We start from the raw sequence: 26,051 nt of genomic DNA, 5'->3' as shown, positions 1-26,051 counted from the left end.
ACAAGACTCTCCTCCTTAAATCTGAGTATTAAATAAAAACACTACAATTGTATGGAAAGAATTTGTACAGAGAGTTTACCACCTCTCCGAAAAATGCACAACGAAAAAAAACGAATAGCAAAATTAATTTTAATCGCTCCTTTTATTTTTGCTACTGGTACATATGCTGCAGATGGCAGTAATGTACAGAACGAAGCGAGTCCTATGATTACACAGCAAAAAACTCGTCAGATTACAGGTACTGTGGTTGATAAGTCCGGCGAACCTATTATTGGTGCCAATGTTGTAGTAAAAGGTACTACAAATGGAACAGTAACGGACATCGACGGAAAGTATACCTTGGATGTTCCTGATAAAGCAATTCTTCAGATCTCTTATATTGGTTATCTGACACAGGATATTCCTGTAGGTAATCAAAATGTGATGACTATCCGTCTGGTTGATGATACACAAAGTCTGGACGAGGTTGTTGTTGTAGGTTATGGTACACAGAAAAAGGGTGAAGTAGCCAGTGCTATTTCTACCATTAAATCTGATAATTTTGTGAAGGTTCCGACTTCGGATGCTGCTCAGCTTATCCGTGGTCAGGTGGCCGGTTTGAGCATTGTTACTCCTGATGCTAACCCGGTGGGGAATTCACAGATTTCATTGCGTGGAGCTAACACTTTGCTGCAAAGTGCAGCACCTCTGGTGCTGATTGATGGTATACCTGGTGATATGAATATGGTTTCACCGGACGATATCGAACAGATCGACGTTTTGAAGGACGGTTCCGCTGCGGCTATCTATGGTACCCGTGGTACAAACGGTGTAATCCTTATCACAACAAAGAATGCTAAAGGTGAAATGCCTACATCAGTAGATGTAAATGCTTATCTTGCCACTCAGCAGATAACAAAAAAACTGCCTTTCTTCACTGCCGACGAATACCGTAATCTGGTGGCTCAGGGAAAACCGGGAGCTCAGGATGACGGTTCAAGTACGAACTGGCTGGATGAAGTAATGCAGACTCCTCTGACCCAGATATATAATATCAGCTTGCGTGGCGGTACGAAAACTACTAATTATGTGGCCAGTTTCGAATATCGTGGTATCGAAGGTATTATTAAACGTACCAAGAACCAGATGTATTACCCGCGTGTGGAAGTTACTCACCGCATGTTTAACAATATGTTGAAATTGAATGCTAGTTTGAGCGGATACAAACAATCTTATTTTGCCGGTTCGGATGATGATAACGGTTATAATAAAGAAGTATACCGTAATGCAATTACTTATAACCCAACTACTCCGGTTAGGGGGGAAGATGGTAAGTGGTCTGAAAGCCCTTCAAAAACAGACTATTTGAATCCGGTGGCTCTTTTGGAAGAGGTAGAAGGTGAAAACCAGGCGACCAACCTCCGTATGTTTGCTTCCGCTACATTGACTCCGATTGAGGGGTTGGATATTAAATACCTTGTATCATCCAATACTTATAACCAGACACGCGGTTATTATGAAACAACAAATCATATTGCTTCATATAAAAACGGCAGAACCGGTTTTGCTTCAAGAGGTACAAAACGTAAAGTAGACGATCTGTCCGAAGTGACTGCTTCCTGGAAAAAGACTTTGTTTAAAGATCATACATTCTCATTACTGGGAGGTTATAGCTGGATGCGTACAAACTATCAGTTCTATTGGATGCAGAACTTCAACTTCCCTTCTGACGATTACACCTATAATGGTATGCAGACAGGGCAAGCATTGAAAGACGGCCGCGCTGCTGAAAATTCTGAACAAACCGAAAGTTTATTGATTGGTTATTTCGGTCGTTTCAACTATAGCTACAAAGGCAAATATATGTTGGCTGCCAGTGTGCGTCACGAAGGTTCTTCTAAGTTCGGTGCTAACCATAAATGGGGTACATTCCCGTCAGTGTCAGGTGCATGGAGCATTAAGGATGAGGATTTCATGGAGGATGTTAAACCGTTAAGCCAGTTGAAACTGCGTGCGGGTTATGGTGTAACCGGTACGGCTCCGGAAGAGGCTTATATGTCATTGAATACGTTGGATTTCGGTACGTATGTATATTATAACGGCTCTTTTATTAAAACAATCCGTCCGGCTTCCAATGCCAACCCAAACCTAAGATGGGAACGTAAGAAAGAGGCCAACGTGGGTATCGATGCCGGTTTCTTGGACGACCGTTTGACGGCTACGGTAGACTATTATCATCGTACAACAAGCGACCTGTTGTGGAGATACCAAGTTCCTCTTCCTCCGTATTTGTATTCTGATATGACAGCAAATGGTGGTTCGGTTCGTAACCAAGGTATTGAAGTAACGGTTTCTGCTCTTCCTGTACAGACAAAAGACTGGCAATGGCAGACATCTGTGAACTACTCTACCAACAAGAGCGAGTTGCTTTCTTTGTCGAGCGATATGTATGTGTCTAATGATTATTCAGATCAGGGATGGTTGCCCGAACCTATGCAGATGGCCACACACCGTATTGAAGTAGGCCAGCCTATCGGTAACTTCTACGGATATAAGAGCATTGATATTGACGAAACCGGACACTGGATTATTGAAGGTGCCGACGGCAATCCGAAACCTATCGCCGATCAGGTTCCCGACGACAAGAAGGTAATCGGTAATGGTCTTCCTAAGCATTATCTGAACTGGAACAATACCGTCAGATGGAAAAACTTCGACTTGAATGTAACGATGCGCGGTGCATTCGGATTCGACATCCTGAATGTCGCTAAGTTGCAATTTGGCGCTCCTATTATGTTGACTCGTGGTAATATCCTCAATACTTCTTATGATAAAGTATATGGCAAAACTCCTCTGGCCGACGATCAGGGCTTGCAATATGTAAGTTATTATGTAGAAAAGGGTGATTATTGGAAGATCGACAATGTAACGTTGGGATATACATTCAACTTTAATACCTGGGTGAAGAACTTGCGTGTTTACGGAACAATCTCTAACCTGGCTACCATCACCGGATATTCGGGCATCGATCCTGAAGTCAGCATTGGTGGCCTTACTCCGGGTGTTGATGATAAGAGTCGTTATCCGGCAGCAAGAACGTATACGTTAGGTGTATCTGTTAAATTTTAATACGTGAAGAATATGAAGACATATATTAAATTAGCTGTTGCTTTGTTTTGTATGGGTTCTGCCGTAAGCTGCAGCAATAATCTGGATGAGAAAGTATTCTCAAAGGTAACCGAACAAAACTATAACTATACCGAAAAAGACTTCGGGCCTACGGTTGCAAGTGTGTACAGTTATTTCCGTTTTATTGCCCACGAGAGATATTGGGCTGCGCAGGAAATCAGTTCGGACGAAATTGTGATGCCGCCCAACTCTTCCGGTTGGGATGATGGTGGAACATATCGTATGATGCACTATCATAAATGGACATCCGAACAGCAGCATCCGTTGCACATGTGGAATAGTTTCTATCAGGGCGTTGTGTTGTCAAATACAGTACTTTCGCAGATTGCTTCAGGTAAATTGCCGGCAGCTTCGGATGCCGAAAAAAAAGCAGGTATTGCCGAGCTGAGAGCCGTGCGTGCTTATTTCTACTGGTTGATTTGCGATAACTTCGGCGATGCTCCTTTGCTTACCGAACCTACTGTGGATCTGCCCGGAAAGGCAACGCGCAAAGAGATTTTCGATTTCGTGGTGAGCGAGTTGAAGGAAGCAATTCCCGACCTGAACGAAGAACAGGGCGGCAAGATGTACGGACGCATCAACAAGTGGGCTGCCAAATGTGTGTTGGCCAACGTATATCTGAATGCGGAAGTATATGTGGGCGAGAGCCATTGGGACGACTGTATTGCCCAGTGCGATGATATTATCAACAGCGGCAAATGCGCATTGTCTCCAAACTACAAGGACTCGTTCCGTGCAACAGGAACCGAATCTTCAAAAGAAATCCTGTTTACCATTCCGTATGACAAGACACTGGCTGGTGGCCAAAGCATTCACATGTTTTCTTGGCATGGTGAATTGCAGAAGAAGTTTGACCTGGAAGCAACTCCTTGGGGCAGCGGATCGGCTATGGGTATTACGCAGTTTATTGACACTTATGATCCTGCTGATACACGTTTGTCGGACACATGGTTGATGGGTGACCAGTATTCATACGACGGAACAACCCTGTTGATGTGTACATACGATAAGAAAGGCCAGCCACTGAGCTTCCAGAAAGAGGTAATGAGTGGAAACTATACAAACGAAACAGACGGTTACCGTATGAACAAGTTTGAAGTTCTGCCACGTACACCGGGTTCTTCCGATACCGACTTCCCGTTGATGCGTTATGCAGAAGTGTTGCTGATGAAGGCCGAATGTTTGTTGCGCACAGGCAAACCGGGTGCAGGGGCTTTGGTAACACAAGTTCGTCAACGTAACTTCAAGGATAATCCTGAAAAGGCTATCGTTACCGACGACCAGTTGAAAGCAAACACTTCTTATCGCTATGGTTTTGTAGAAAACTACAAGATTGTGAAAGATGGCAATACCGATCCTGTTCAGTTCGGACGTCTGTATGACGAATTGGGTTGGGAGTTTGCTTGGGAAACTCACCGTCGCCGCGATATGATCCGCTTCGGAACTTATACGAAAAAGAGTTGGCTTTCACACGAACCGCAAGGCGATTACCGTACCGTATTCCCTATTCCGGAAAGTGTACTGACATCCAATCCGAATCTGACACAGAATCCGAATTATACTTCAAAGTAACAGCAGATTGCTTCTGAAATAAATTCAATGTAACTTTGTTTCATGCCGATGCAAAAAGTTTTATCGGCATGAAACAAAAGTTTTGTTAGGACGAAACAAAAGTTTCACAGGCATAAAACAAAGTGAAACATAGTATGAAAAGACAACACACATATAAACTGATTGCCATACTTTTGCCGTTTATCCTGGTGGCAGTGGTAGAAATCATTTTGCGTATAGTTAATTACGGATATGATACCCGCTTGTTTGTTACTGATCAGGACGCCCGTTTTTGGGTGATGAACCGCGACATCTCTAAAAAATACTTTACCGCCGGACAGAACGCCACTATCGGCAACCAGGAAACATTCTATAAAAAGAAACCGGCCGGAACGCTTCGCTTCTTTGTGCTGGGTGCTTCTTCCTCCATCGGATTTCCGTATATGCACAACGGCTCTTTTGCCCGGATGCTGAAATATAAACTGCAATTCCGTTTTCCGCAGAACAATATCGAAATCATTAACCTTTCCCTTACCGCTGTTAATACATATACCTTATACGACTTTTCGGCACAGCTGGTAGATTATGAGCCCGACGGCGTTCTTATTTATGCCGGACATAACGAATATTACGGTGCGTTGGGCGTTGCCTCTTCGAGCCGTATAGGGCGCAATCCGCTATTAATACGGGTGATGCTTGCCGCACGCAACCTGAAACTGATACAAGCCTTTTCTCAACTGGCTGGTAGTTTCAAACCCAAAGATACTTCTGTTACTGATCAGGACCTGACCCTGATGGAGCGCATGGCTGCCCGTCAGCAAATTCCTTACCAATCCGAAGCATGGCAGGCCGGGATCGAGCAGTTCGACCGCAACCTCGGCAATATGTTGCAGCTGTTTGAGCAACACCATGTCCCGGTTTTTATCGGGACATTGGCCTCCAACCTGAAAGGACAAAAGCCATTAAGCAAAGACACCGCTTCCGCTCAACACGATGCCTTGCAAGAATATAATCTGGCCGAAAAGGCCTGTGCCGACTCGTCATGGCACGAAGCACGGCAGCACCATATGCTGGCCAAAGAATATGACGGCCTGCGCTTTCGTGCCCCCGAAGCCCTGAATGAAATAATACGCGGTTATAGCAACCGGCTGCCGCATGTATACCTTGCGGATGTTGCCGCCCGTTTTGCAGCCAATTCACCCAACGGTATTGTTGGCAACGAATTGATGCTTGAACATGTGCATCCTAATCTGGTGGGGCAACGGCTCATTGCCGACTCCTTCTATGATGCTTTGCTAGCCGATTTTCCGGCATTCAAAACTTCTGCACAGGTGGGTACTACTGTCGATTTGGCTACGGAATATCCGGTAACTTCTTTTGATACCATCTACGGCGATCTGGTAATATGGAAGCTCCGGCAGCAATGGCCTTTCAACGAGCCGGCTTCAGAACTGAATTATGATAAAAACAACCGCGGGTACAGAACAGCTGCACAGTTTTTTGTTCGCAAACTGAACTGGGGACAAGCCATGCAGCAGTTGAATAATCACTATATACAGAATAAGGATTATGCCGGTGCCCTTCGTATTGTTGAACAGATGTGTCTGGAACTTCCGCACGAAAAGGTTTTCCTGAAACAGGCGGCCTCTTTGGCTCTTCGCTTGCAGCAACAGGAAAAAGTGTCTTATTATTTAAAACAGGCAGGTTATGGCGGATAGACGGAAGAATATGGAGTTTGGTATTCTTGCTGCATTGGTATTATTGGTTTCCGGCCAGTTTAGGGATTTGCAGCTTTCGGCCGTTATTATTATAGTGCTGTTGATCACGTTGCTTTTTCCGAAGCTTTTCACCCCGTTTACGTGGCTGTGGTTTCGTCTGGGCGAGATATTGAATGTGGTAGTTACCAAAATACTTCTTTTGCTGATCTTCTGCATTGTCGTAACTCCGGTTGGCTTGTTACGGAGAATATTGGGCAAAGATGCCTTGTGCCTCCGGAAGTTTAAGAAAGATACCGGTAGCGTGTTTGTGGTGCGCAATAAGCTATATGAAGCTTCGGATTTGGAAAAACAGTATTAACACATAGATAAGATGACAGACTTTATAAAGGAATTTTTCGGTTTTCTGGTACACCGGAAGAAGTATTGGTTGATACCGCTCGTTATCATCCTGCTGCTTATTTCGTTGTTGGTTGTGCTCACGCAGGGCACGGCTTTGGCTCCGTTTATTTATACCATTTTTTAATTACTTAATTCTAATAGCATGAAACAGTACGTATTATTATCCCTTGCCTGCCTTTCGTTGTGGGGATGCAAGGAACAGCAAGTTACAAAGGAAGCGCCGCTTAAGATGATTGAGCAGGTAGACTTCTCACATGTAAAAATACAGGATAACTTTTGGTCGCCACGCCTGGCTAAACATATATCGGCTACGCTTCCGGTTTGTATCGATCAGATCGAAAACCAGACGGGACGCATCCGCAACTTCGAGAATGCCGCGAAAGGTGAAGGGGAGCACTCCGGTATCTTCTTCGACGACTCCGATGTTTATAAGGCGCTTGAGGGCATAGCTTACAGCCTTATCAACAACCCCAATCCCGAACTTGAAAAGAAAGCTGATGAATGGATCGACAAGTTTGCCGCCGCCCAACAACCGGATGGCTACATCAATACGTTCTATACCCTGACCGGACTGGATAACCGCTGGACGAATATGGATAAGCACGAGATGTATTGTGCCGGACACATGACCGAGGCCGGTGTTGCCTATTACAAAGCCACCGGAAAGCGTAAACTGCTGGATGTCTGCATCCGCATGGCCGACCACATGATGACGCAGTTTGGCCCTGATAAACGCCATTGGGTTCCCGGGCACGAGGAGATAGAACTGGCGCTTGTCAAGCTCTATGAGGTGACACAGGAGGAGAAATATCTCGACTTTGCCAACTGGCTGATCGAAGAACGCGGCCACGGCCACGGAACAATGGGAGGCGAGGGCGAATGGAATCCTTACTATTACCAGGATGAAATGCCGGTGCGCGAGATGACGGATATTGCCGGACATGCCGTACGCTGCATGTATCTTTATTGCGGCATGGCCGACGTGGCTGCCCTGAAGAAAGACACAGGATATATAAAGGCATTAGACCGCCTTTGGGATGATGTGGTGTTGCGCAATATGTACATTACCGGCGGTATAGGTTCGTCGCGACATAACGAAGGCTTTACCGAAGACTATGATCTGCCTAATCTGGATGCCTATTGCGAAACATGTGCTTCGGTGGGTATGGTATACTGGAATCAGCGTATGAACCAGTTCACCGGCGACTCAAAGTATATAGACGTGCTTGAACGTTCGATGTATAACGGTGCCCTGGCTGGTATTTCATTGGCCGGCGACCGCTTCTTCTATGTCAATCCGTTGGAATCGAAAGGCGAGCACCACCGCCAGGCATGGTATGGTTGTGCATGTTGTCCGAGCCAGATTTCACGCTTCCTGCCTTCTATCGGTAACTATATTTATGGTACTTCCGACAAGGCTATATGGGTTAACTTGTATATGGGCAATACCACCGAAGTTCCGACCGACAAAGGTAATATCGTATTGAAACAGGAAACCTCCTATCCATGGAGCGGACAAGTACAACTTACGGTTTCTACATCTTCTCCATTGAAGAAAGAGATACGTATGCGTATTCCGGGTTGGTGTAAACAATATACGCTTGCTGTAAATGGTAAACAGGTTAGCCCTGCGATAGAAAAGGGATATGCAGTGTTGGATAACGAATGGAAGTCCGGCGATATCATTACATTGGATATGGCTATGCCTGTCGAAATGGTTGAAGCCGATTCCCGTGTGAAAGAGAACATTGGCAAACGTGCCATTCAGCGCGGACCGCTTGTTTATTGTATGGAAGAAACCGACAATAAGCAAGGTTTTGATAAATTGGCCGTCTCTGCGGCAACCACTTTTACCGAAGGATTCGATGCAAACCTGTTGGATGGAGTAGTAGCCGTACAGGCTGCCAATGGCAACGAAAACATCCGCTTGGTTCCTTACTATACTTGGGATAACCGCGACGCCGGTAAGATGAAAGTGTGGATAGATTATAAGGAGTAAGTAGCCGGTAGACAATTCAAATGAAGACAAGAAGGTGTGTCTAAAGTCGAAATTAAGGATGTACATTCACTGTCGGCTATAGCCTGGTTTTAGTTACCGTCCGCTTCAGCGGACGGCCTAAAGTATGTTCTCTTTGTTGGCTTTAGCCTAAGTTCAGTTGCCGTCTACTTTAGTGGACGGATTAAGGGATGTACATTCTCTGTTGGNACCTGATGGGCTTCGTCAAATTGTTCGTAGCCATCGAGATACTCGTATGCCTTAATCTTATTCTCGCTCAATAGCTGGAAGATAATGGAGAAAAGATTCATTTGTCCGTTCATAGGACGTACCGGATAGTAGAGCGGAGCATTTTGCTCTTTTGTCAGGTCTATCTGTCGGTAGATAACACGCATCCAGGGGGCATTGCCTATCTCCTGTGTCATGCGTTCATTCATATCCTGGGCACGGACGGTTAGTTCGGGCAGGTTGCTATCTTTTTTTACCTCGCGTTCGCCACGGGTGGCACGGGGGCTTCTTCTTTGTTGCGTATTAGCGCCGCCTTGTTCTTCCTGGGCTTGCAGGGTGCCGCTTATAAACAGGGCGCCAACAAGGGCGAGTATGTAATAAAAACGTTTCATATCTTTAGTTTACAATTACTTCAATGGTAGGTATGGTACGTTCGATACCGTCCGGGCCTTTGGCTACTACACGGGTAATGTAGAAACGTTTGCCCTTGCTCAAACGGCGGATATAATCTTTTTGCCGTTCGGAGAAGTTCGTGCCTTGCGATACTTCGGGGATGGCGTTGCCCATCGAATCGAAGAAGGTAAGTTCGAAACGTAATACCGTATATTTTACATTTAACAGATCATCGTCTATAGCTGCCTGTATGCCGTCGGCTTCTACCAGGCTACGTTTGGCTATCATACCGCCACGGAACTTGCGCATGTTGCCGTTCTGGTCTTTGTATTCGATGAAAGGCAGCGGATCGGGCAGGGCACGAACACGGAAAGAGGTCTTTGCCATTTCCACATTGCGGCCGTCGGCCATGCGGGCGTTTACCGATATGATTGCTTCTGTTCCTACTTTCGAAGGGCGGGCTTCCCACTGGTCGCCCTTGCGTGTCAGTGTGCCGTTGGTCATGGTGGCCGTTACGTTGCCGCTCGGTACACCCGGTACGGCGATGCGGATCGGGTTGGCTATTCCGGCATATAATACATTCATCAACATTGGAGCAACGCTGGCCATCGGGTCGGTAACAAAGTATTCGCTTTCGAACTCGCGGCGCATCATGCTGCCGTCTCCTCCGGGCATTTCGATATATCCTTTGATGGGGAATGTTCCGGTGGCGCCGGTGTTGACGGTGAATACGCCCTGGTTTTCTTCCGGCAATATATTGCCGTTGATGAAGATGGTTGGTCGTTTTGTCGAGTCTACGGCCGACAGTACGATGTTGGCTTTATACTGGCTTCCGCGCATCACGATCTGGCTTTGCGGAATAACTTGTGCGGTGATCTGGTTTACGCGATAGTCTTTTACGTCTACACTGCTCAGCAGGTTGGACAATACTTCGCCTTCGGCGTAGCGTACGTCACTTTGTATTTTAGTAAGCAGAGTAACGGCTGCGGCTACCGGCATATTCTCAAAAAGGGCTTCTTCCCAGGTGCGGATGTTGATACCTGCTTTGTGAGGCGGCGTGGTACTGAGGTTTGCTTCCAGTATGCGTGTTTTTACCGTATCGTCTATCATGTTGCCCATCATAACCCGGTAATTGTCTATTGAGGTTCTCAGCTTCTTGCCTTCTCCGTTTATAGGAGACAGCATGATGCGTGAAGGAGCTTCCAGATCGTCTTTATAGTTGATGTTGTTTACATCACCATTCTCGCCGTCGGCAACTTTTACGATGCGTACCTTCAGGTCTTGTATATAGTTGAACAGGCTGTCGGATGCTACTTGTACCTGTTTGCTCTTTTCGTACCAGGCTTGTACTTTTTCGGGGTTCGACTGGTAATAGGCATCCATCTCTCCGGCTACGATTTCGTTGCGGTGTGAGGTGTTATTTATAGAGGTTCGCAAGCTACCTTCCACCAGCTCGAAGCCGTCGAGCACCTCGGACGACACGTTGAGTGCCATCATAGCGATGAACACCAGATACATTAGGTTGATCATGCGCTGACGGGGCGAGTTGGGATTGTTTGATATTCCTGCCATTGTATTCTTATTCTATATTAAAAGAGTTGTTATCTGGCGGACTGTTGTCCGGGATTGTTTGTATAAGGGGGTTGCTGCTGCGGCTGGTAACCGTATGGCTGTTGATAGCCTTGTTGAGGATAAGCCGGTTGTGCGGCACCCATTCCCATGTTTACGGTCATTGCTTGCAACAAGCGGCTGTATACATTGTTCAGTTCGGCCAACTGGCGGGTCATCTTTTCCGTTTCGTTGCGGAATACGGAACTGTCTACTACTGACCCGTCATACATGTCGCGGATACGGTTCAAACCGCCGTTGATATGTTCAATCGATTCGATTTGTGAGCTGATACTCTTTAGCTGTATTTCATAGATTGTATTCAATCCGGAAACGTTGCGGTTCAATAGTTCCATTTGCTGCACGTAGCCGCGTGAGTTCTGGTTGATGCCGTCCGAGTTGTCTGTGATTGTTTTGTATGAATTAAGCAGCGTGTCGGAAACGTTTGTAAGCGAGTTTGTCACCTGGCTGAAGCGTTCCATATTGTCGGACATGCCCGAAAGCTGTTCCAGGTATTTCTGGGTAGCTTCGGTAAGCTCTGCCATCTTGGAAATCTGCTCGGCGGCTCCGCTTAGCTTCTTTATGCTGTCGGACAAATTCTTTGTGTCTTCTTCCGATACGTCCAATGCACCCAGACCGGATACGCTTTTTGAAGCCGTAGCCGAGATGTTGATTTTGGAAGGAGCACTGTCGTCGTCATCTTCCATATTGTCGGTAGAATTTATCATGGTTGCGATGGTAGTGTTCGAAAAGTCCGGACGATCCATCGGGTTTTTCGATTTCAGTACGGGGAATACGTCTTCCCAATGGTATTCTTTTGACGGATGCTCGAAGGCTGAGATAAAGAATACAATAGATTCGGTTATCATTGCCACAAACAATATCTGGTTGGCATACGGCAAGTGCAATAGTTTAAACAAGGCACCCAGGATAACGATAGAAGCCCCCCAACTGTAGAGGAAGTTCAATACGCGTTTTCCTTTATCACTGGAGAGGAACATCTCCAATCTGTTCTTATATCTTTTATACTTTCCCATCGTATTTTATTGTCTTAATTGATTCATAAACCTTGATCTTACTTTATTTATTTGCCTTTGGAGCGTGAGAAACCGATTTGTGTGCGTGCACAACGGAATCCGATGTACGAACGGGTTTCGTTCTGGTACTCGAATGTGCGCATATCGGAGCGGACAAATTGTGACACATCTTTCCATGAACCGCCGCGTACCACTTTCTTCTTCATAGCATAAGGGTCTTCCTTAGCTGCGTTATAGCGCAAGTCCGGATTCATGTCGCTCATCTGGCTTGGGCCAGATTCCGAGTAAGAGGTTGAAGTCCATTCGGCTACGTTGCCGGCCATGTCGTACAAACCAAACTCGTTCGGAGAGAAGGAACCTACACGCGAAGTAATCAGGTGTCCGTCCTCTGTATAATTACCTTTGCCGGGTTTGAAGTTTCCTAAGAAGCATCCTTTGCTGCTTTGTAAACCGTCGCCGGTCCAGGGGAATTTGCGATCGTTTTTACCTACACGGGCTGCATATTCCCATTCGCCTTCGGTTGGCAGGCGGAATGGCTCGATAGTTTGTCCTGACGGCAAATTTAATGATTCTTTATACAGGTTGGTTCGCCATACACAGAATGCGGTTGCCATTTCCCAGGAAACGCCTACTACTGGATAATCGTCATATCCCGGGTGGTTGAAATACATACGCATGTATGGCTCGTTGTAAGCATTGTTGAAATCATTTACCCAACAGGTCTCATCTGGATAGATGTTTACTATTCGGGTGTGTAGGAAGTCCCACGGGCCACTCAACGGACGGGTGATCGTTTCGTTGATAATGTTTCCTTCGTCATCGATGTAGGCTGTATCTTTTGAGATCATAACCACTTCGTTCGGATCTACCTTGATATCAGTGTTACGTACGCGGGCATTCGGGTCAAGCTGGTTCTTACGAAGGGCTGCTGCTGTATAGTCATACCATTCGTATTTGAAGTTCATCAGCTTTTCATCCAGTTTCTTTTCGCCGGTAATGGGGTTAACGTAGTATACGCTTTCAATGGCACGTAGCTCATCTTCGTTAGGACGCTTCCAAGGAATAGGACGGTTCCAGTCCAGATGGGGAGTTACAGGTTCGCCATACCGGTCTTCGGTAATCTTGAACAGATCGTTGCCTCCGTAAGCAGGGTCGGCCAGACGTTCGCGAATAATGGAGTCGCGTACCCAGTAGACGAACTGACGGTATTTGGAGTTGGTTATTTCGGTCTGATCCATCCAGAATGCGTCGAAAGAAACCCCTTTGGTTTCAGGCGTGGTTCCCCATAACGAATCTTTATCGGACGGTCCCATTTCAAAAGAACCTCTTTTAATCAATACCATTCCATAAGGTGACGGTTCGTTGAAGGCAACCGTTCTTACACCTGTTACTTCACCACCTCCGCCTCTTAGCGATTTTCCGCATGAGGAGAGTAAGGCTACTGCCATAAGTACTAATAATACTTTCTTCATATACTATAATATACGTACACTTTTGTGTTTGTTTTTTCCTGTTTTTGTTTTATTCAACTTCAACCTGTATTTCACCATCACTTCGTGGCTTCCGCTGGTAGCCTTTCCCAATATGGTAGTTGGGAAATCGTAGGCGTATCCTACATCGAAGCGTCCGATCGTTGCTCCTAAAAGGAGTGCCACCGATTCGTTTATACGCCAGGAAAAACCTCCATTAAACATTTTATTATATACCAACCGGGCGGTAATATCTGTGTGGTAACTCTGAAAGTTAGTCAACAGGAATACTGACGGCTGTAATTCATACAACGGATTCTTTAACTGAATATTGTATCCACCGGTCAAATTAAACGTTCTGCCGATAAAAACATAGGAATTTTCTTCAAGCTGCAGCTCCGGCTCGGTTAAGTGCGAGGCTCCAAGCCCTGCATAAAAGTGTTTATGGGTGTAGTACAGACCGAAGTTCATGTCCAAAGCCATAGCCTGGCTTTTTGTGGTAGGAATAGCTCCGTCTATTTGTTGGTGGAAATTGCTTTCTGGGATATATACATTCGTACCGTCGAACGACTGGTTGACGATACCGAACTGAATACCGGCACTGATGGTTCCGCCGAACAGCTTGCGCTTATAGGCATACTGACCTGAAACGTGGGTGTTTTGGAATAAACCTACACTTTCGGTAAATATTAAAAGGCCTACCCCATGGTTGGTTTTCCCTAAGGTAAGAGGCATATCCCCATATACGAAAAAAGAGCCTGGAGCACCGTGTATGCCCAACCATTGCTGGCGATATATTGAGAAAAGATTAAGATCTTCAGTCGTACCGGCATAGGCGGGATTGTAATATCCCATTGCCCGGAAGTATTGACTGAACTGCGCGTCATATTGTGCCCGTACGATATCAGTACAGGTACAAAGTAGTATGATAAGCAGGAGAATTCTCTTCATAATCATTCTTAGGGGGCTACACGTATATAGTAACTGCAAAAAATGCAATAAATTGTATTTCCCCGTGAAAAAACGAACGAGGCAGGGACTGAAAGCCTCTACCTCGTGTTTTATCTTTATTGAATAGTTGTCGATAGTCAACTATCAACAGACTTAATATTCTTCTTCGTTAAAGAAGAAATCTTCTTTACTTGGATAATCGGGCCAGATATCTTCCATACACTCGTAAATTTCACCTTCATCTTCCATTTCCTGCAAGTTTTCGATTACTTCCAGGGGTGCGCCTGAACGTTGTGCATAGTCAATAAGTTCATCCTTGGTAGCTGGCCAGGGTGCGTCCTCCAGTTTTGAAGCTAATTCTAAAGTCCAATACATAGCTGTCAAGTATTAATAACTGCCGTAGCAGTCCGGTTTTCAAATTTTGCGCAAAAATAAAACATTATTTCTTACTTGCAAGTATAATCCCATATAATTTCTTTACCATTATTTCTGATACATTCCTTTCGTGCCAGAACATACAGGTAATCAGATAGTCTGTTCATAAAAATTAATACAGGTTCTTCTACTTCAGCCGTTTCTGCCAAACGGTAAATTTGCCGTTCTGCCCGACGGCAAACGGTTCTGCATACATGGGCTAATGCGGCAGAGCGGCATCCTCCCGGCAGGATAAATTTACGTAACTTCGGCAGGTCGCCATCTATCCGGTCTATTTCATCTTCTATACGTTTGATGCTTTCCGGGGTTACCTGGCTTTCTATCTTTAGCTCGGTGGTGGTCTGGTCTGTTGCCAAATAAGAGCCGATAGTAAACAGTTTATGCTGGATGAATGACAGGAAATCCAGGTCTTTCTGGTCTTCCAATGAAGACATAAGCAGGCCGATAAAAGAGTTTAATTCGTCTACCGTTCCATAACTTTCAATGCGTTGATGCGCTTTTGAGACGCGTTGCCCTCCTACCAGTGAAGTGGTTCCTTTGTCGCCTGTACCTGTATAAATAATGCTCTTTTCCATATGCTATATATTTAAAAATATACTATATAATCTCGTTTGTGTAATTTCTTATTGAAGATAACGATACCTAAAGAATACAGGTCGATAGTAACCGTTACTTCGGGATGTGCACATATTTCATTCCAGAAGCTCCGCATTTTACGGCTCGATTTAATACCTTCAAATACGAAAACGGTGTCGTTATGAATATGTTTTATACATTCATTAAACAACCAGATGTTATTCTGTTGTTCATACAAAGTGTTGAAAAATACAAAATCTAATTTATCAAGATCTTTCAATGCCTGAGGAAGCAATTCTTTATAGGAACCGGTACGAAGATCTATTGTGTTATGAGAAGCCTTGCCGAATACCCACTGGGCAATGGAAGCAAATGCTGGAATGTTTTCCAGTGCAATGCATTTCAATCCGTTGGCGTAGGAGGTAAGATATAATGTAGATAAACCCATGGCAGGGCCTAACTGTAATATATTTACTGATTTAAAATGGTTGGTTAATCTGAAAAGCAGAGCTCCGTGTTTAGGTTTTATGGCCTCGCGCTCCACGACCTGGGCGATGGTGCGGCTTTTTATTTTTTCTTGTTGCCGTTTGTCAGGGTAAGTAACAATTTCTTCCTTAAATAAGAGCTGTTTTCGGATGAGTTCTATATCGTAGAAGCTATAATATGGGCATTTCTCTTCGATAACTTTGGTTATCAGATTGAACACAAAAGGAGAGTGTACCCCGAAACCTTTCCTGTAGCGTAGGCCACGATACAGAAGCAGTCCTTTTCTCCATGTATTAGCTTTGGGTATGATTTGCATTGTAATAATTCGTCGATTGAGTGCAAAAGTACGAACTTCCCGATCATTTCCTAGTCATCGGGATGATTTATAAAAACACCAGAGCTTTTTTTATAAAATGGTCAGGATCGTTACTCTCTTATTCGCTGGCTTTTTCGGGATCGGGTGCTATGTAGTTCAGAATCTGTCCGCTAAGTTGTAGTAAGGATATCTCACATATCTTAGTGGAATATTCGGCGATAGACTGACGCTCTTCCGCTTCCAATAAACTGTTTTGGGCTTCGCGAAGCTCTATTCCTGATAGTTCGCCTAATTTATAGCGGTCTATGGCAATCCGGTAGTTTTCCTGGGCTGCTACCAGATTTTCTTTTTCCAGTTTCCATAATTGAAGGTTATTCTGGTAAGCCATCCAGAAATTACTCAGGTTAGCCCGTAAAGATAATTCCAGCTCCTGGGTACGTAGTTCCTGATTCTTTATCTGGATACGGGCATTACGTTGTTCCCTACGGCGGTTTAAACCGTCAAAAATATTAATGCCAACCGTTAGGCCGTAATTCAGTCCGAGACGCTTTTGTAAATCAGTAGTTCCTACTTCATACCAATTGGCCGTATAACCATATCCTGCATTCATTTTTACGTATGGATAATTACGGCTTTTGATCTTCTTATAATCTAGTTCGGATAATGTTTTATTCTTTTGTGCGATCAGTAGGGAGGCATTGGTGGCTAAAGTGTTTTTCCATAATTCCACTTCATCTAAAAAAGGATTCGGATAAATTAATGAGTCTTTTATCTGTATTTCTTCCTCGACATCTTGCAAGGCCATTAATTCATTCAGACGGATACGTGAAGTATGAACTACCTCCAGCTGATTCAAGACGTTGGAACTGTCGGCGTTGAAATCGACTTTAGCCTGTTGCAAGTCTAACCGTGACATAGAGCCGATAAAATAGCGTTCTTCCACAATACGCAAACGTTCACGTGATAGGTCTAATGTAGAGCGAAGATTGTTTAAACGAATCTTTTGCCGTATCAGGTTGTAATATTCGCTTGAGAGATTGGCAACGAAATCTTCAATAGTCATTCGGGTATTCAGTTCTCCCATGCGTTGCAGTTCTTGCAATTTTGAGTAATTTGCCTGGATGCCGAACCCATCGAAAATAGTCCAGTTGAGGTTTAGCCCAATATTGGCCGTTTCGTTATGTACACCATTATTTTTTTCGGTGCTGCCGTCCGAAAGTTTATTGTTGTTGTTATTGAGCGATCCGCTAAATCCTCCGTCCATATCTATCGTAGGGAGGTAACCTGCATTTCCTAAAGTTGCATTGTTATTATTTATCTGTTGTTCGTTACGGATAATATGGATGGAATAATTTCGTTCCAGTCCGGTCTCAATACATTGTTTCAGGCTGAATGTCTGTTGTGCGTACATAGTAGGTATGGCACAAACAAATGATAATATTATAAAGAATCGTTTCATACTGTAGTATTGTTAACAGGTAACTGTTCTTTGTTGCTTTTCTCCCGGTTGGTGGAAATAAAACTATACATGGCAGGCACGATGAATAAAGTAAGTAAGGTAGAAACCAGCATACCTCCTACTACTGCAACCCCCATAGCTATACGTCCTTGTGCTCCTTCGCCTGTAGCATATACCAGAGGAACTAGTCCAAGGATAGTTGAAACACTGGTCATAAGGATAGGGCGTAAGCGTTGCGTTGCTGCTACCCGGATAGCTTCGGGCAGGCTAGCTCCGGCTTCCTGCCTTTGGTTGGCGAATTCTACGATAAGAATACCGTTTTTAGCCACCAGACCGATCAACATAATAATACCTATCTGGCTGAAGATGTTCATGGTTATGCCAGAATAACTCATAAATATCAGGGCTCCAGAAATGGCTAAAGGCACTGTGAACATAACGACCAACGGATCTTTGAAACTCTCGAATTGAGCTGCCAGTACCAGATAAATCATTAATAAAGCCAGAATTAAAGCAAACATCAGGCTGGAAGAACTTTCGCGGAATTCTTTGGATTCTCCCGAAAGAGCTGTACGGAAACTTCCGTCTAATGTTTCGCCTGCGATCCGATCCATTTCATCCAACCCGTCACCAATCGTATATCCTTTGTTCAATCCGCTGGAAACAGTGGCTGATACAAAGCGGTTATACCGGTACAATTGCGGAGGCGCCACGTTTTCTTCCAAACGAACCACGTTGTCAAGCTGAATCATCGCTCCGCTATTGCTACGTACATAAATGGATTTCAGGTCTAAAGGAGTATTTCGTTGCTGACGGTTTATTTCGCCTAATATCTGATATTGTTTTCCGTTCATATAATAATACCCCATTCGCTGGCCGCTCAGGGCATATTGTAATGTCTGCGCAATATTACGCGTACTTACTCCCAGCAAAGAAGCTTTATCGCGGTCGATAATAATACGCGTTTCCGGTTTAGTGAAACGTAAGTCTACATCGGCCATCTGGAAAACCGGACTTTCATTCACCTTTTGCATGAATGCTGGTAGATGTTCCTGCAACTTTTCTAAGGTAGGCGCTTGTAGTACATATTGCACGGGCATACCGGCGCGACGCCCGCCGAAAGTAGATTGCTGCCGTACGAATGCACGCGCTTTTGTTTCTTTCCCGACTTCTCCGGACAGTACATCGGCAATCTCCATTTGCGAACGAGTACGGTCTTTTATATCCGGCAAGATGAGATTTAAAGAGCCTCCCCCATTCCATGAACGGGTCATAACAGCCTGGCGCTCGGGGGCGACGGAGTCGGCAATTTGTTCGATACGGTCGGCATAATCGCGGATGAATTCGAATGTAGCCCCTTCCGGGCCACGCATGCTGACGGAAATCATGGAGCGGTCTTCCAAAGGAGAAAGCTCCGAACGAATATTTTTCCAGAAATAACCGATCGAGCCGGATAGAATAATAACAATTGGTATAGCCCACAACTTATGGTTCAAGAATCCGTTCAAAGACTTCGAATAGATGCGGTTCATGCCATCGAAAAACGGTTCGGTCTTATTGTACAGCCAATTTTTTTTCTCACGCTTTTTTAATAGCTTGGTTGCTAGCATCGGTGTAAATGTGAGGGCTACAAAAGAAGATATAGCCACAGAGCCGGCAATAACAATGCTAAATTCCTTAAATAGTCGCCCGGTCATCCCTTCCATGAATACAATGGGGAGGAATACGGATATCAGTGTGATTGTGGTGGAAATAACGGCAAAAAATATCTCTTTGGAGCCTTCTATACCCGCTTCTTTGGGTGACATACCTTTTTCTATACGGACATAGATGTTTTCGGCAACAACGATAGCATCGTCTACTACCAACCCTACCGAAAGTACGACGGCCAACATAGTTAGTACGTTTATGGAGAATCCCGCTATGTACATAACAAAGAAAGCGCCAATCAGTGATACGGGGATAACTACTACAGGAACCAATGTAACACGCCAGTCACGCAAAAACAGGAAGATGATTAACACTACCAGGATGAAGGCTTCGTAAATAGTTTGTTGAACTTCATTGATGGAGGCACGGATAAAACGCGTGTTGTCGTACATCATCTCTACCGTAACGTCTTCAGGCAGATCTTTTTTCAATTGTTCAATACGTTTGTAGGCTTCGTCGGCAATTTCGATGTGGTTCGCTCCTGGTTGTGGGATAATGACATCGATTACCATCGGCTCACCGTTCTTTTTCAGCAAGCTGCGCAAATCCTCCGGAGCCAGTTCTGCCCGGCCTACGTCTTTGAAACGTACGATATTATTTTCATTCTCTTTTATGATGAGATTATTGAATTCTTCGGCCGAATGCATTAATCCCAGAGTACGGATAGATAGTTCCATTGTATTCCCTTCAATACTGCCGGACGGAAGTTCCACGTTTTCCTGGTCTACTGCATTTTTTATATCCAGTGGCGTAACGCCGTATCCTGCCATTTTGATTGGATCCAGCCAAAGACGCATCGAATAACGTTTTTGTCCCCAGATGTCTACGGCACTCACATTCTCGATTGTTTGCAACCTCTCTTTTACTGTAAGTTCTGCTATTTCGCTTAACTCCATCAAAGAGCGTTTGCTACTTCGTATGGCAATCTGCATAATGGGAGATGCATCCGCATCTGCTTTGGACACAGTGGGAGGGTCACAATCGCGGGGCAGGTAACGTTGTGCACGCGATACTTTGTCGCGGACGTCATTGGCTGCAGTTTCCATGTCTACTGAAAGTTCGAATTCTACAGTGATGCGGGAACTACCCTGACTGCTGACACTACTTAACGAACGGATACCTGGAATGCCGTTGATGTTCTGTTCCAAAGGTTCAGTTATCTGGTTCATGATAACATCGGCATTTGCTCCCGGATAGGAAACATTTACGGAAATAATGGGTTGGTCTACGCTAGGGAACTCACGCACACCCAGAAAACGGTAGCCGATAAAACCAAACAGTAAGATGACAAGCATCATTACTGTGGAGAGTACCGGGCGGTTAATACTGGTTTCAGATATATTGGCCATAAAACTACTATTCTTTTGTTAATCTAGATTATCAATAGATACCTTCATTCCTGTACGCAACTGCATTACTCCGGATACGATTAATGTATCTCCGGATGTTAATCCGCTCAATATCTGTACACGGTCTTCCGTACGTAATCCTATTTTTACTTCTGCAGGCTCGGCAACTCCGCTTTTATAAAGATAAACGATATCTTTTCCCATTTCCGGGATCAGAGCTTCACTGGGAATAGCAAGGGCATCTTTAATTTCGCGCCGGGTAATTTCTACAGAGGTATAACGTCCTGGCAATATCGATTCGCCGGTATTAGGATAGGTTGCCCTGACCCGTAAAGTACGGGTGTCTGTGTCTACTTTACTTTCTACTGCATATACAGTAGCCTTGTAATCGTGTAACAGGCCATCTTTTTCCATACGGAACACGATTGGGGAGCCGTCTTTTACTTCGGAGGCATAGCTTTCGGGTATGGAAAATTCTATTTTTAAAGGAGATATTTTGGTCAGTTTGGCAATAACGGAGGAAGATGATGTAACGTAGGCTCCTTCGCTGACTGAGCGAAGTCCGATAATACCGTCGAACGGCGCGCGCAATTCGGTTTGAGCGATATTGGCTTTTACCAGTTCTATATCGGCCATTAGTTTTTCATATTCGGTGGCAACCTGTTCATACGCCTCTTGGCTTACAGCATCTTTTTCAAGTAAAGTATGCTGGCGATATACGCGGTCTTTTGCCAAAGGAACCTGAGCCTCGAGCTTTTTTAGTTGAGCTTGCAGAGGTTTGTCGTTTATTTTTGCCAGCAGGTCACCTGCTTTGACATGGGTTCCTTCAGTAAAATAAATGGCTACCACTTTGCCGGACGACTCGAAAGCCAAATCTACTTCTTCATCGGGCAAGGTGCTGCCGGTACTTAATATCTTGTCGGTAAGCGTTCGGTATCTGAGGATTTCTGCATTAATATTCAGAGTTCGTTTTTGAGCAGTTGCACCCGGTGTGGGAATTGTAACATCTTTCTGGGCTTTAGATGCGATATATTTACTTTTGAATTGAGGATACACAATCATTCCGATTATTAACAAAATAATTGCACTGGTTACACTCCATTTAACTCTTTTTGTCATGATCTTTTCTTACTTTTTCTGTAAATCTCAATTGTTTTTGCGAAGATACGCAACAGATTGGAAGTTTAGACGAGCTGTAAGTAAAAAGGTTTAATCTTAATATTGTTTTTTGCCTGTTTGTTTATGTTTTCTGTATGTGAAAATATACTTTTTTGTTTTATTTTTGTAGCTCATTGTTATGTTGTTACAAATAAATGAATACTGTTATGAAAAAAAAACAACTAAACATCTTTTGTGCATGCATTGGCTTGTTTTTGTTTATCGGGTGTGTTAAAAGCAATAAGGAACCTGTCCGGATTGAGAAAAAAATGAGTAAAGAGACTCTTTTGGATAAGATAAAGGGAGGATGGGCCGGACAAACAATCGGTTGTACTTTCGGCGGGCCAACCGAGTTTAAATTTAATGGCGTCTTTATTCCCGATTATGTGGATATTTTATGGCCTGATGGTGCTATAAAAGGCTATTTCGATACTTTTCCCGGGCTTTATGATGACGTATATATGGATCTGACATTTGTACAGGTATTTGATCGTTTGGGATTGGATGCCCCGGTCGATTCTTTTGCTATGGCTTTTGCAAATGCTGATTATATGTTATGGGCTGCGAATCAAACAGCACGGTATAATATTTTGAATGGAACGATGCCTCCTGCTTCTGGTCATTGGTTGCGCAATCCGCATGCTGATGATATCGATTTTCAGATTGAAGCAGATTTTTCAGGCTTAATGTCACCGGGGATGCCTAATACTGCAGCCGGAATATGTGACCGGATAGGACATATCATGAATTATGGGAACGGTTGGTATGGAGGTGTTTTTGTTGGGGCGATGTATTCGTTGGCATTCGTTTATGATGATATTGAACAGGTGGTAAACGAAGCAATCAACATTATTCCGAAAGAAAGTACATTTTATCAATGTATTACGGATGTAATCCGTTGGCATAAACAATATCCTGACGATTGGAAACAAGCCTGGGCTCAATGTAAAATTAAGTGGGATAATGACAAAGGATCGCCTCATGGTGTGTTTAACTATTATAATATTGATGCTGTCATAAACAGTGCTTATATTGTGATCGGTTTATTGTATGGTGAGGGAGATTATGCCCGTACTTTGGAAATTTCGACCCGGTGCGGTTTTGATTCCGACTGTAACCCGGCTTCGGCAGGTGGAATTTTAGGTACGATGTTAGGTTATAGTAAAATTCCGGAATATTGGAAGAAAAATTTATATGAAGTAGAAGATTTGCCGTTTGCTTATACAGATATTTCTCTTAATAAAGTTTATCAGCTAAGTTATAATCAAGCTCTGCAAGTGATAGAGCGGAATGGTGGAAAAATAGAAGATGGTGAAATAGTTATACATTGTCAGACACCCGAACCTGTGGCTTTTGAGGAATGTTTTGCCGGTCATTATCCAGTGAAAAAAGAATCAGTTAATAAAAATCTGCAGGATTGGAAAGAATTTGAGTTTGATGGAATCGGTTTTGCGGTTACGGGCGCTGTATCAAGTAATGATCCTAAGTATGTAGCTCGGGTAGAGACTTATATTGATGGCGAATTGGTAGAGACGGCCCCGCTTCCGGCTGACATGATTCGTCGCCGGGAAGATCTTTTTTATAAGTATCAACTCCCTAAAGGTGTGCATAAGGTTTCTTTTAAGTGGTTAAACCCTCAGCCTGGTGCAACTATAAATGTATATGATCTGGTACTGTATTCGGATAAACCGAAAGAACCGGTTCGTTATCAATAGAAATAAAAACGCCGTTCAGGAAAATCCGGAACGGCGTTTTGTGTTATGAATAAGAATTAATATCTTCTACGGCTATAATCATCACGATTGTTATTTCCATAACCACCACCGCGGTTATTTCCGTAACCACCACGATTACCTCCGCGGCCGCCACCGAATCCGCCACCTGCAGGTCTTTCTGTTCTCGGACGTGCTACGCTTACTGAAATTGTTTTGCCTTCAAAATTTGTATCGTTCAACTCTTCAATAGCTTTTTGCCCTTCATTATCGTCTGGCATTTCTACGAAACCGAAACCGCGTGAACGCCCTGTTTCTCTATCGGTAATAATATTAGCTGAAGTTACTTCGCCGTACTGTGAAAATAAATCCTGTAAGCTGTCACTACTTGTGCCATAGCTTAAATTTGAAACATAAATGTTCATCTGCTTTTGTAAATTAAAATTGTTGTTTATTTAATGATCGAGATTCGCACGGCGTTCATTCCTCGCGTACCACGTTCTATTTCAAATATCACTTTGTCGCCTTCTGCAATCTCTTCCGGAGCTGCAGAGATATGGAAGAAGTATTTTTCTTTACTTTCCGTATCTATTATAAAACCATAACCTTTTGAGCTGTTAAAATGTTCTACCAATCCATTAAATTCGGTAGGTTGTTCTATCTCTGTTTGTTTTGGAACCGATACAAGGATTTCGGAAGCGTCAATTTCTTCTTTAGGCATAATATCCTGGGGGGTAGAGTGGATAAGTCCGTTTTCATCCACGTAAGCAAGCATTTCTTCAAAAGAACGACTGCCCTTGTTGAGGCGTTCTTCTTTTTTCTTTAGCTTTTCTTCTCTTTTGGTTTGTTTTAGTTTTTCTCTTTCCCGTTTCCCGGATGTTATTCTTTTAGCCATTAATTAATTTGTTTAAAGGGGTATACAAATGATGTCAATTTTGATAATGGAAAATCCGCTGTTACAGTAAAACGGAATTAAACACTTACAAAGAAGATTCAGAATAAACCCGGTTGTCAATGTTACAAAGGTATGGATATTATTTTGTTATTCACTTAAAATACTCTTGATTTATTTTTGTTTGATTATATTATTATTCATTTTCTATGAGTATTAACAGGTGGTAAATCATATACATACAGAGGTTCATCATCGAAAACACTCAAAACGTATAGTTTATTTCGGGATTCATCAACCGAGAGGTAGCGAGTCCGTTTATTTATTTGTATAGTCCGGATATAGTTTCCATCATAGTCATATTGTTCTATTGAAAAACAAAATTTATTGTCTTTTTTATCATCTTCAATAACTTCTTTGGGAGTTTTGCCACTGTATAGACAATATATATATTGCTCTCCTAATGATACATCTAAGTAATATGATACAGAGGTTATATCCAGCCAGTCTTTTATATCATTATGTTTTTTATGCTGATCGGGATACTTTATAATAGTACATGTATTTGTTTCTAAATTGAAGATATGTATTTGCCGGAAATATTGGTAAGCATAAACTAATATCTTTCTGACAGGATTAATTTCTAAACTGCCTATATAGGCACTCCATACATGTACTTGAGGGTCTAACGCAAGATTATATATTCGTGTTTTTGTCGTATCCCCTGCATGGTAACAGTATAAACTATTTCCGTTTGTCTCATTTTTAGCCATGTAGGACATATTGCCTGAAGAAACAAGTTTCATTGTTTCTCCGATATTTGTCCAGATAGAGTCTAAGTGTATATTAAAATCTTTGTCGATCAAAAAATGCCTGCAAATGCCACTATCATAAACTTCGCCAATAAAACCGGGACAGTTTCTGAAACCGGAAAAATCGGGATATAACATTTCATTCGGTCCGTTTCCTATTATTCCGAACTTGCCTATTCTCTTTTTCTCTGACAATGAATAAGCTAAAAAGTAAGGTTCATTTTGAGTTACTGCATTTTCTACAATGCACGTATCTCCTTTGACAAATATGCGGCCTGCAGGCTTTATGTAACCTTCCCTAAAACGAATGTGATATCCTTTTAAAACAGGAGATTGAATAACAGGTTGATTTTCCATATTGATAATTTCTCCCGAAAAGGAATTGTTCTTTATCGTTTCATTGGGTACATGGGTACATCCTGATATAAATACAGAAATAAAAAGAAGGGAAATACCAGAAATGTGTTTTATTTTTGTTTTTTTCATATGATGGGCTGTACTAATCTAAGATTGATAGTTAATGTGTTTTATCACGTGAATGCAAAATCGGTACAATATAAACGAAATATTCGTAATAAATTAAAGTATGTTCGTCTAATTTGTCTTCTATAACTTTATTTATTAATCT

General features: G+C 43.4%; 20 protein-coding genes and 1 pseudogene. 7 read left to right on the top strand and 14 right to left on the bottom strand.

All coding sequences use genetic code 11. The features are described from left to right. Positions 1-51 precede the first annotated feature (51 nt). From CTY47_RS06620 to CTY47_RS06595, 6 genes are all read left to right on the top strand, one after another. A complete protein-coding gene (locus tag CTY47_RS06620; protein ID WP_099463969.1) occupies positions 52-3,108 on the top strand; it encodes a SusC/RagA family TonB-linked outer membrane protein in 3,057 nt (1,018 codons plus the stop codon). A 12-nt stretch (positions 3,109-3,120) separates the two neighbouring features. Beyond that, positions 3,121-4,740, top strand: a complete 1,620-nt coding sequence (locus tag CTY47_RS06615; protein WP_099463968.1) for a RagB/SusD family nutrient uptake outer membrane protein — start codon at positions 3,121-3,123, stop codon at positions 4,738-4,740. Positions 4,741-4,874: 134 nt separating this feature from the next. After that, positions 4,875-6,437: an SGNH/GDSL hydrolase family protein gene (locus CTY47_RS06610; RefSeq protein WP_099463967.1), complete on the top strand. Its 1,563-nt coding sequence runs from the start codon at positions 4,875-4,877 to the stop codon at positions 6,435-6,437. Next, a complete protein-coding gene (locus CTY47_RS06605) occupies positions 6,427-6,795 on the top strand; it encodes a hypothetical protein (protein WP_099463966.1) in 369 nt (122 codons plus the stop codon). Before CTY47_RS06610 ends, CTY47_RS06605 begins: the two co-directional genes overlap by 11 nt. A 12-nt stretch (positions 6,796-6,807) precedes the next feature. After that, positions 6,808-6,960, top strand: coding sequence for a DUF5989 family protein (locus CTY47_RS17075; protein ID WP_099463965.1), 153 nt, complete (start codon positions 6,808-6,810; stop codon positions 6,958-6,960). A gap of 18 nt (positions 6,961-6,978) precedes the next feature. After that, positions 6,979-8,835 carry a glycoside hydrolase family 127 protein gene (locus tag CTY47_RS06595; RefSeq protein WP_099463964.1) on the top strand — a complete coding sequence of 619 codons (1,857 nt, stop codon included), beginning with the start codon at positions 6,979-6,981 and terminating at the stop codon, positions 8,833-8,835. A gap of 212 nt (positions 8,836-9,047) precedes the next feature. On the opposite strand, the pseudogene CTY47_RS06590 reads toward CTY47_RS06595, so the two are convergent. From CTY47_RS06590 to CTY47_RS06540, 11 genes and pseudogenes are all read right to left on the bottom strand, one after another. Continuing rightward, a pseudogene (locus CTY47_RS06590) lies at positions 9,048-9,452 on the bottom strand (gliding motility protein GldN); the annotation flags it as partial. 4 nt (positions 9,453-9,456) lie between these two features. After that, on the bottom strand, positions 9,457-11,025 hold the full coding sequence (gene porM, locus CTY47_RS06585; RefSeq protein WP_099463963.1) for a type IX secretion system motor protein PorM/GldM: 1,569 nt from the start codon (positions 11,023-11,025) through the stop codon (positions 9,457-9,459). A gap of 29 nt (positions 11,026-11,054) precedes the next feature. Further along, positions 11,055-12,098, bottom strand: coding sequence for a type IX secretion system motor protein PorL/GldL (gene porL / locus CTY47_RS06580; protein ID WP_233202099.1), 1,044 nt, complete (start codon positions 12,096-12,098; stop codon positions 11,055-11,057). 47 nt (positions 12,099-12,145) lie between these two features. Continuing rightward, on the bottom strand, positions 12,146-13,570 hold the full coding sequence (gene porK / locus CTY47_RS06575; RefSeq protein WP_099463962.1) for a T9SS ring complex lipoprotein PorK/GldK: 1,425 nt from the start codon (positions 13,568-13,570) through the stop codon (positions 12,146-12,148). Positions 13,571-13,573: 3 nt separating this feature from the next. Beyond that, on the bottom strand, positions 13,574-14,518 hold the full coding sequence (locus CTY47_RS06570) for a PorP/SprF family type IX secretion system membrane protein (protein ID WP_099464108.1): 945 nt from the start codon (positions 14,516-14,518) through the stop codon (positions 13,574-13,576). Positions 14,519-14,671: 153 nt separating this feature from the next. Beyond that, the gene (locus tag CTY47_RS06565; protein WP_005633363.1) at positions 14,672-14,893 is read right to left on the bottom strand and encodes a DUF2795 domain-containing protein; all 222 of its coding nucleotides are present in this window, start codon (positions 14,891-14,893) and stop codon (positions 14,672-14,674) included. A gap of 71 nt (positions 14,894-14,964) precedes the next feature. Next, on the bottom strand, positions 14,965-15,528 hold the full coding sequence (locus tag CTY47_RS06560) for a cob(I)yrinic acid a,c-diamide adenosyltransferase (protein ID WP_099463961.1): 564 nt from the start codon (positions 15,526-15,528) through the stop codon (positions 14,965-14,967). 11 nt (positions 15,529-15,539) lie between these two features. Then, the gene (locus CTY47_RS06555; protein ID WP_099463960.1) at positions 15,540-16,331 is read right to left on the bottom strand and encodes an O-methyltransferase; all 792 of its coding nucleotides are present in this window, start codon (positions 16,329-16,331) and stop codon (positions 15,540-15,542) included. 118 nt (positions 16,332-16,449) lie between these two features. After that, on the bottom strand, positions 16,450-17,790 hold the full coding sequence (locus tag CTY47_RS06550) for a TolC family protein (protein ID WP_099463959.1): 1,341 nt from the start codon (positions 17,788-17,790) through the stop codon (positions 16,450-16,452). Beyond that, on the bottom strand, positions 17,787-20,849 hold the full coding sequence (locus CTY47_RS06545; protein WP_099463958.1) for an efflux RND transporter permease subunit: 3,063 nt from the start codon (positions 20,847-20,849) through the stop codon (positions 17,787-17,789). The genes CTY47_RS06550 and CTY47_RS06545 overlap by 4 nt, the downstream gene beginning before the upstream one ends. Before the next feature lie 18 nt (positions 20,850-20,867). After that, complete coding sequence (locus CTY47_RS06540) at positions 20,868-21,968, bottom strand: efflux RND transporter periplasmic adaptor subunit (RefSeq protein WP_099463957.1); 1,101 nt, start codon at positions 21,966-21,968, stop codon at positions 20,868-20,870. A 206-nt stretch (positions 21,969-22,174) separates the two neighbouring features. On the opposite strand from CTY47_RS06540, the gene CTY47_RS06535 reads away from it, so the two are divergent. Beyond that, on the top strand, positions 22,175-23,722 hold the full coding sequence (locus tag CTY47_RS06535) for an ADP-ribosylglycohydrolase family protein (protein ID WP_199163396.1): 1,548 nt from the start codon (positions 22,175-22,177) through the stop codon (positions 23,720-23,722). A gap of 56 nt (positions 23,723-23,778) precedes the next feature. Here CTY47_RS06535 and CTY47_RS06530 read toward each other — a convergent pair whose 3' ends face one another. The 3 genes from CTY47_RS06530 to CTY47_RS06520 form a co-directional block, all read right to left on the bottom strand. Beyond that, positions 23,779-24,144: an RNA recognition motif domain-containing protein gene (locus CTY47_RS06530; RefSeq protein ID WP_099463955.1), complete on the bottom strand. Its 366-nt coding sequence runs from the start codon at positions 24,142-24,144 to the stop codon at positions 23,779-23,781. Positions 24,145-24,170: 26 nt separating this feature from the next. Then, positions 24,171-24,614 carry a cold-shock protein gene (locus tag CTY47_RS06525; RefSeq protein WP_099463954.1) on the bottom strand — a complete coding sequence of 148 codons (444 nt, stop codon included), beginning with the start codon at positions 24,612-24,614 and terminating at the stop codon, positions 24,171-24,173. A 197-nt stretch (positions 24,615-24,811) separates the two neighbouring features. After that, positions 24,812-25,909, bottom strand: coding sequence for a BF3164 family lipoprotein (locus CTY47_RS06520; RefSeq protein WP_099463953.1), 1,098 nt, complete (start codon positions 25,907-25,909; stop codon positions 24,812-24,814). Positions 25,910-26,051 lie beyond the last annotated feature (142 nt).

Source organism: Parabacteroides provencensis, from assembly GCF_900232875.1.
Taxonomy (GTDB): domain Bacteria; phylum Bacteroidota; class Bacteroidia; order Bacteroidales; family Tannerellaceae; genus Parabacteroides; species Parabacteroides chinchillae.
The sequence above is the reverse complement of the archived record's forward strand: the minus strand, read 5'-3'. Positions and strand labels throughout refer to the sequence as shown.

Bases quoted from the DNA above. Each gene is read 5' to 3' on its own strand.
- CTY47_RS06565 (WP_005633363.1), bottom strand. From the start codon at position 14,893: ATGTATTGGACTTTAGAATTAGCTTCAAAACTGGAGGACGCACCCTGG.
- CTY47_RS06560 (WP_099463961.1), bottom strand. From the start codon at position 15,528: ATGGAAAAGAGCATTATTTATACAGGTACAGGCGACAAAGGAACCACT.
- CTY47_RS06550 (WP_099463959.1), bottom strand. From the start codon at position 17,790: ATGAAACGATTCTTTATAATATTATCATTTGTTTGTGCCATACCTACT.
- CTY47_RS06535 (WP_199163396.1), top strand. From the start codon at position 22,175: ATGAAAAAAAAACAACTAAACATCTTTTGTGCATGCATTGGCTTGTTT.
- CTY47_RS06570 (WP_099464108.1), bottom strand. From the start codon at position 14,518: ATGAAGAGAATTCTCCTGCTTATCATACTACTTTGTACCTGTACTGAT.
- CTY47_RS06610 (WP_099463967.1), top strand. From the start codon at position 4,875: ATGAAAAGACAACACACATATAAACTGATTGCCATACTTTTGCCGTTT.
- porK (WP_099463962.1), bottom strand. From the start codon at position 13,570: ATGAAGAAAGTATTATTAGTACTTATGGCAGTAGCCTTACTCTCCTCA.
- CTY47_RS06540 (WP_099463957.1), bottom strand. From the start codon at position 21,968: ATGACAAAAAGAGTTAAATGGAGTGTAACCAGTGCAATTATTTTGTTA.
- CTY47_RS06615 (WP_099463968.1), top strand. From the start codon at position 3,121: ATGAAGACATATATTAAATTAGCTGTTGCTTTGTTTTGTATGGGTTCT.
- CTY47_RS17075 (WP_099463965.1), top strand. From the start codon at position 6,808: ATGACAGACTTTATAAAGGAATTTTTCGGTTTTCTGGTACACCGGAAG.
- CTY47_RS06545 (WP_099463958.1), bottom strand. From the start codon at position 20,849: ATGGCCAATATATCTGAAACCAGTATTAACCGCCCGGTACTCTCCACA.
- CTY47_RS06605 (WP_099463966.1), top strand. From the start codon at position 6,427: ATGGCGGATAGACGGAAGAATATGGAGTTTGGTATTCTTGCTGCATTG.
- CTY47_RS06595 (WP_099463964.1), top strand. From the start codon at position 6,979: ATGAAACAGTACGTATTATTATCCCTTGCCTGCCTTTCGTTGTGGGGA.
- CTY47_RS06520 (WP_099463953.1), bottom strand. From the start codon at position 25,909: ATGAAAAAAACAAAAATAAAACACATTTCTGGTATTTCCCTTCTTTTT.
- CTY47_RS06555 (WP_099463960.1), bottom strand. From the start codon at position 16,331: ATGCAAATCATACCCAAAGCTAATACATGGAGAAAAGGACTGCTTCTG.
- CTY47_RS06620 (WP_099463969.1), top strand. From the start codon at position 52: ATGGAAAGAATTTGTACAGAGAGTTTACCACCTCTCCGAAAAATGCAC.
- CTY47_RS06525 (WP_099463954.1), bottom strand. From the start codon at position 24,614: ATGGCTAAAAGAATAACATCCGGGAAACGGGAAAGAGAAAAACTAAAA.
- porM (WP_099463963.1), bottom strand. From the start codon at position 11,025: ATGGCAGGAATATCAAACAATCCCAACTCGCCCCGTCAGCGCATGATC.
- porL (WP_233202099.1), bottom strand. From the start codon at position 12,098: ATGGGAAAGTATAAAAGATATAAGAACAGATTGGAGATGTTCCTCTCC.
- CTY47_RS06530 (WP_099463955.1), bottom strand. From the start codon at position 24,144: ATGAACATTTATGTTTCAAATTTAAGCTATGGCACAAGTAGTGACAGC.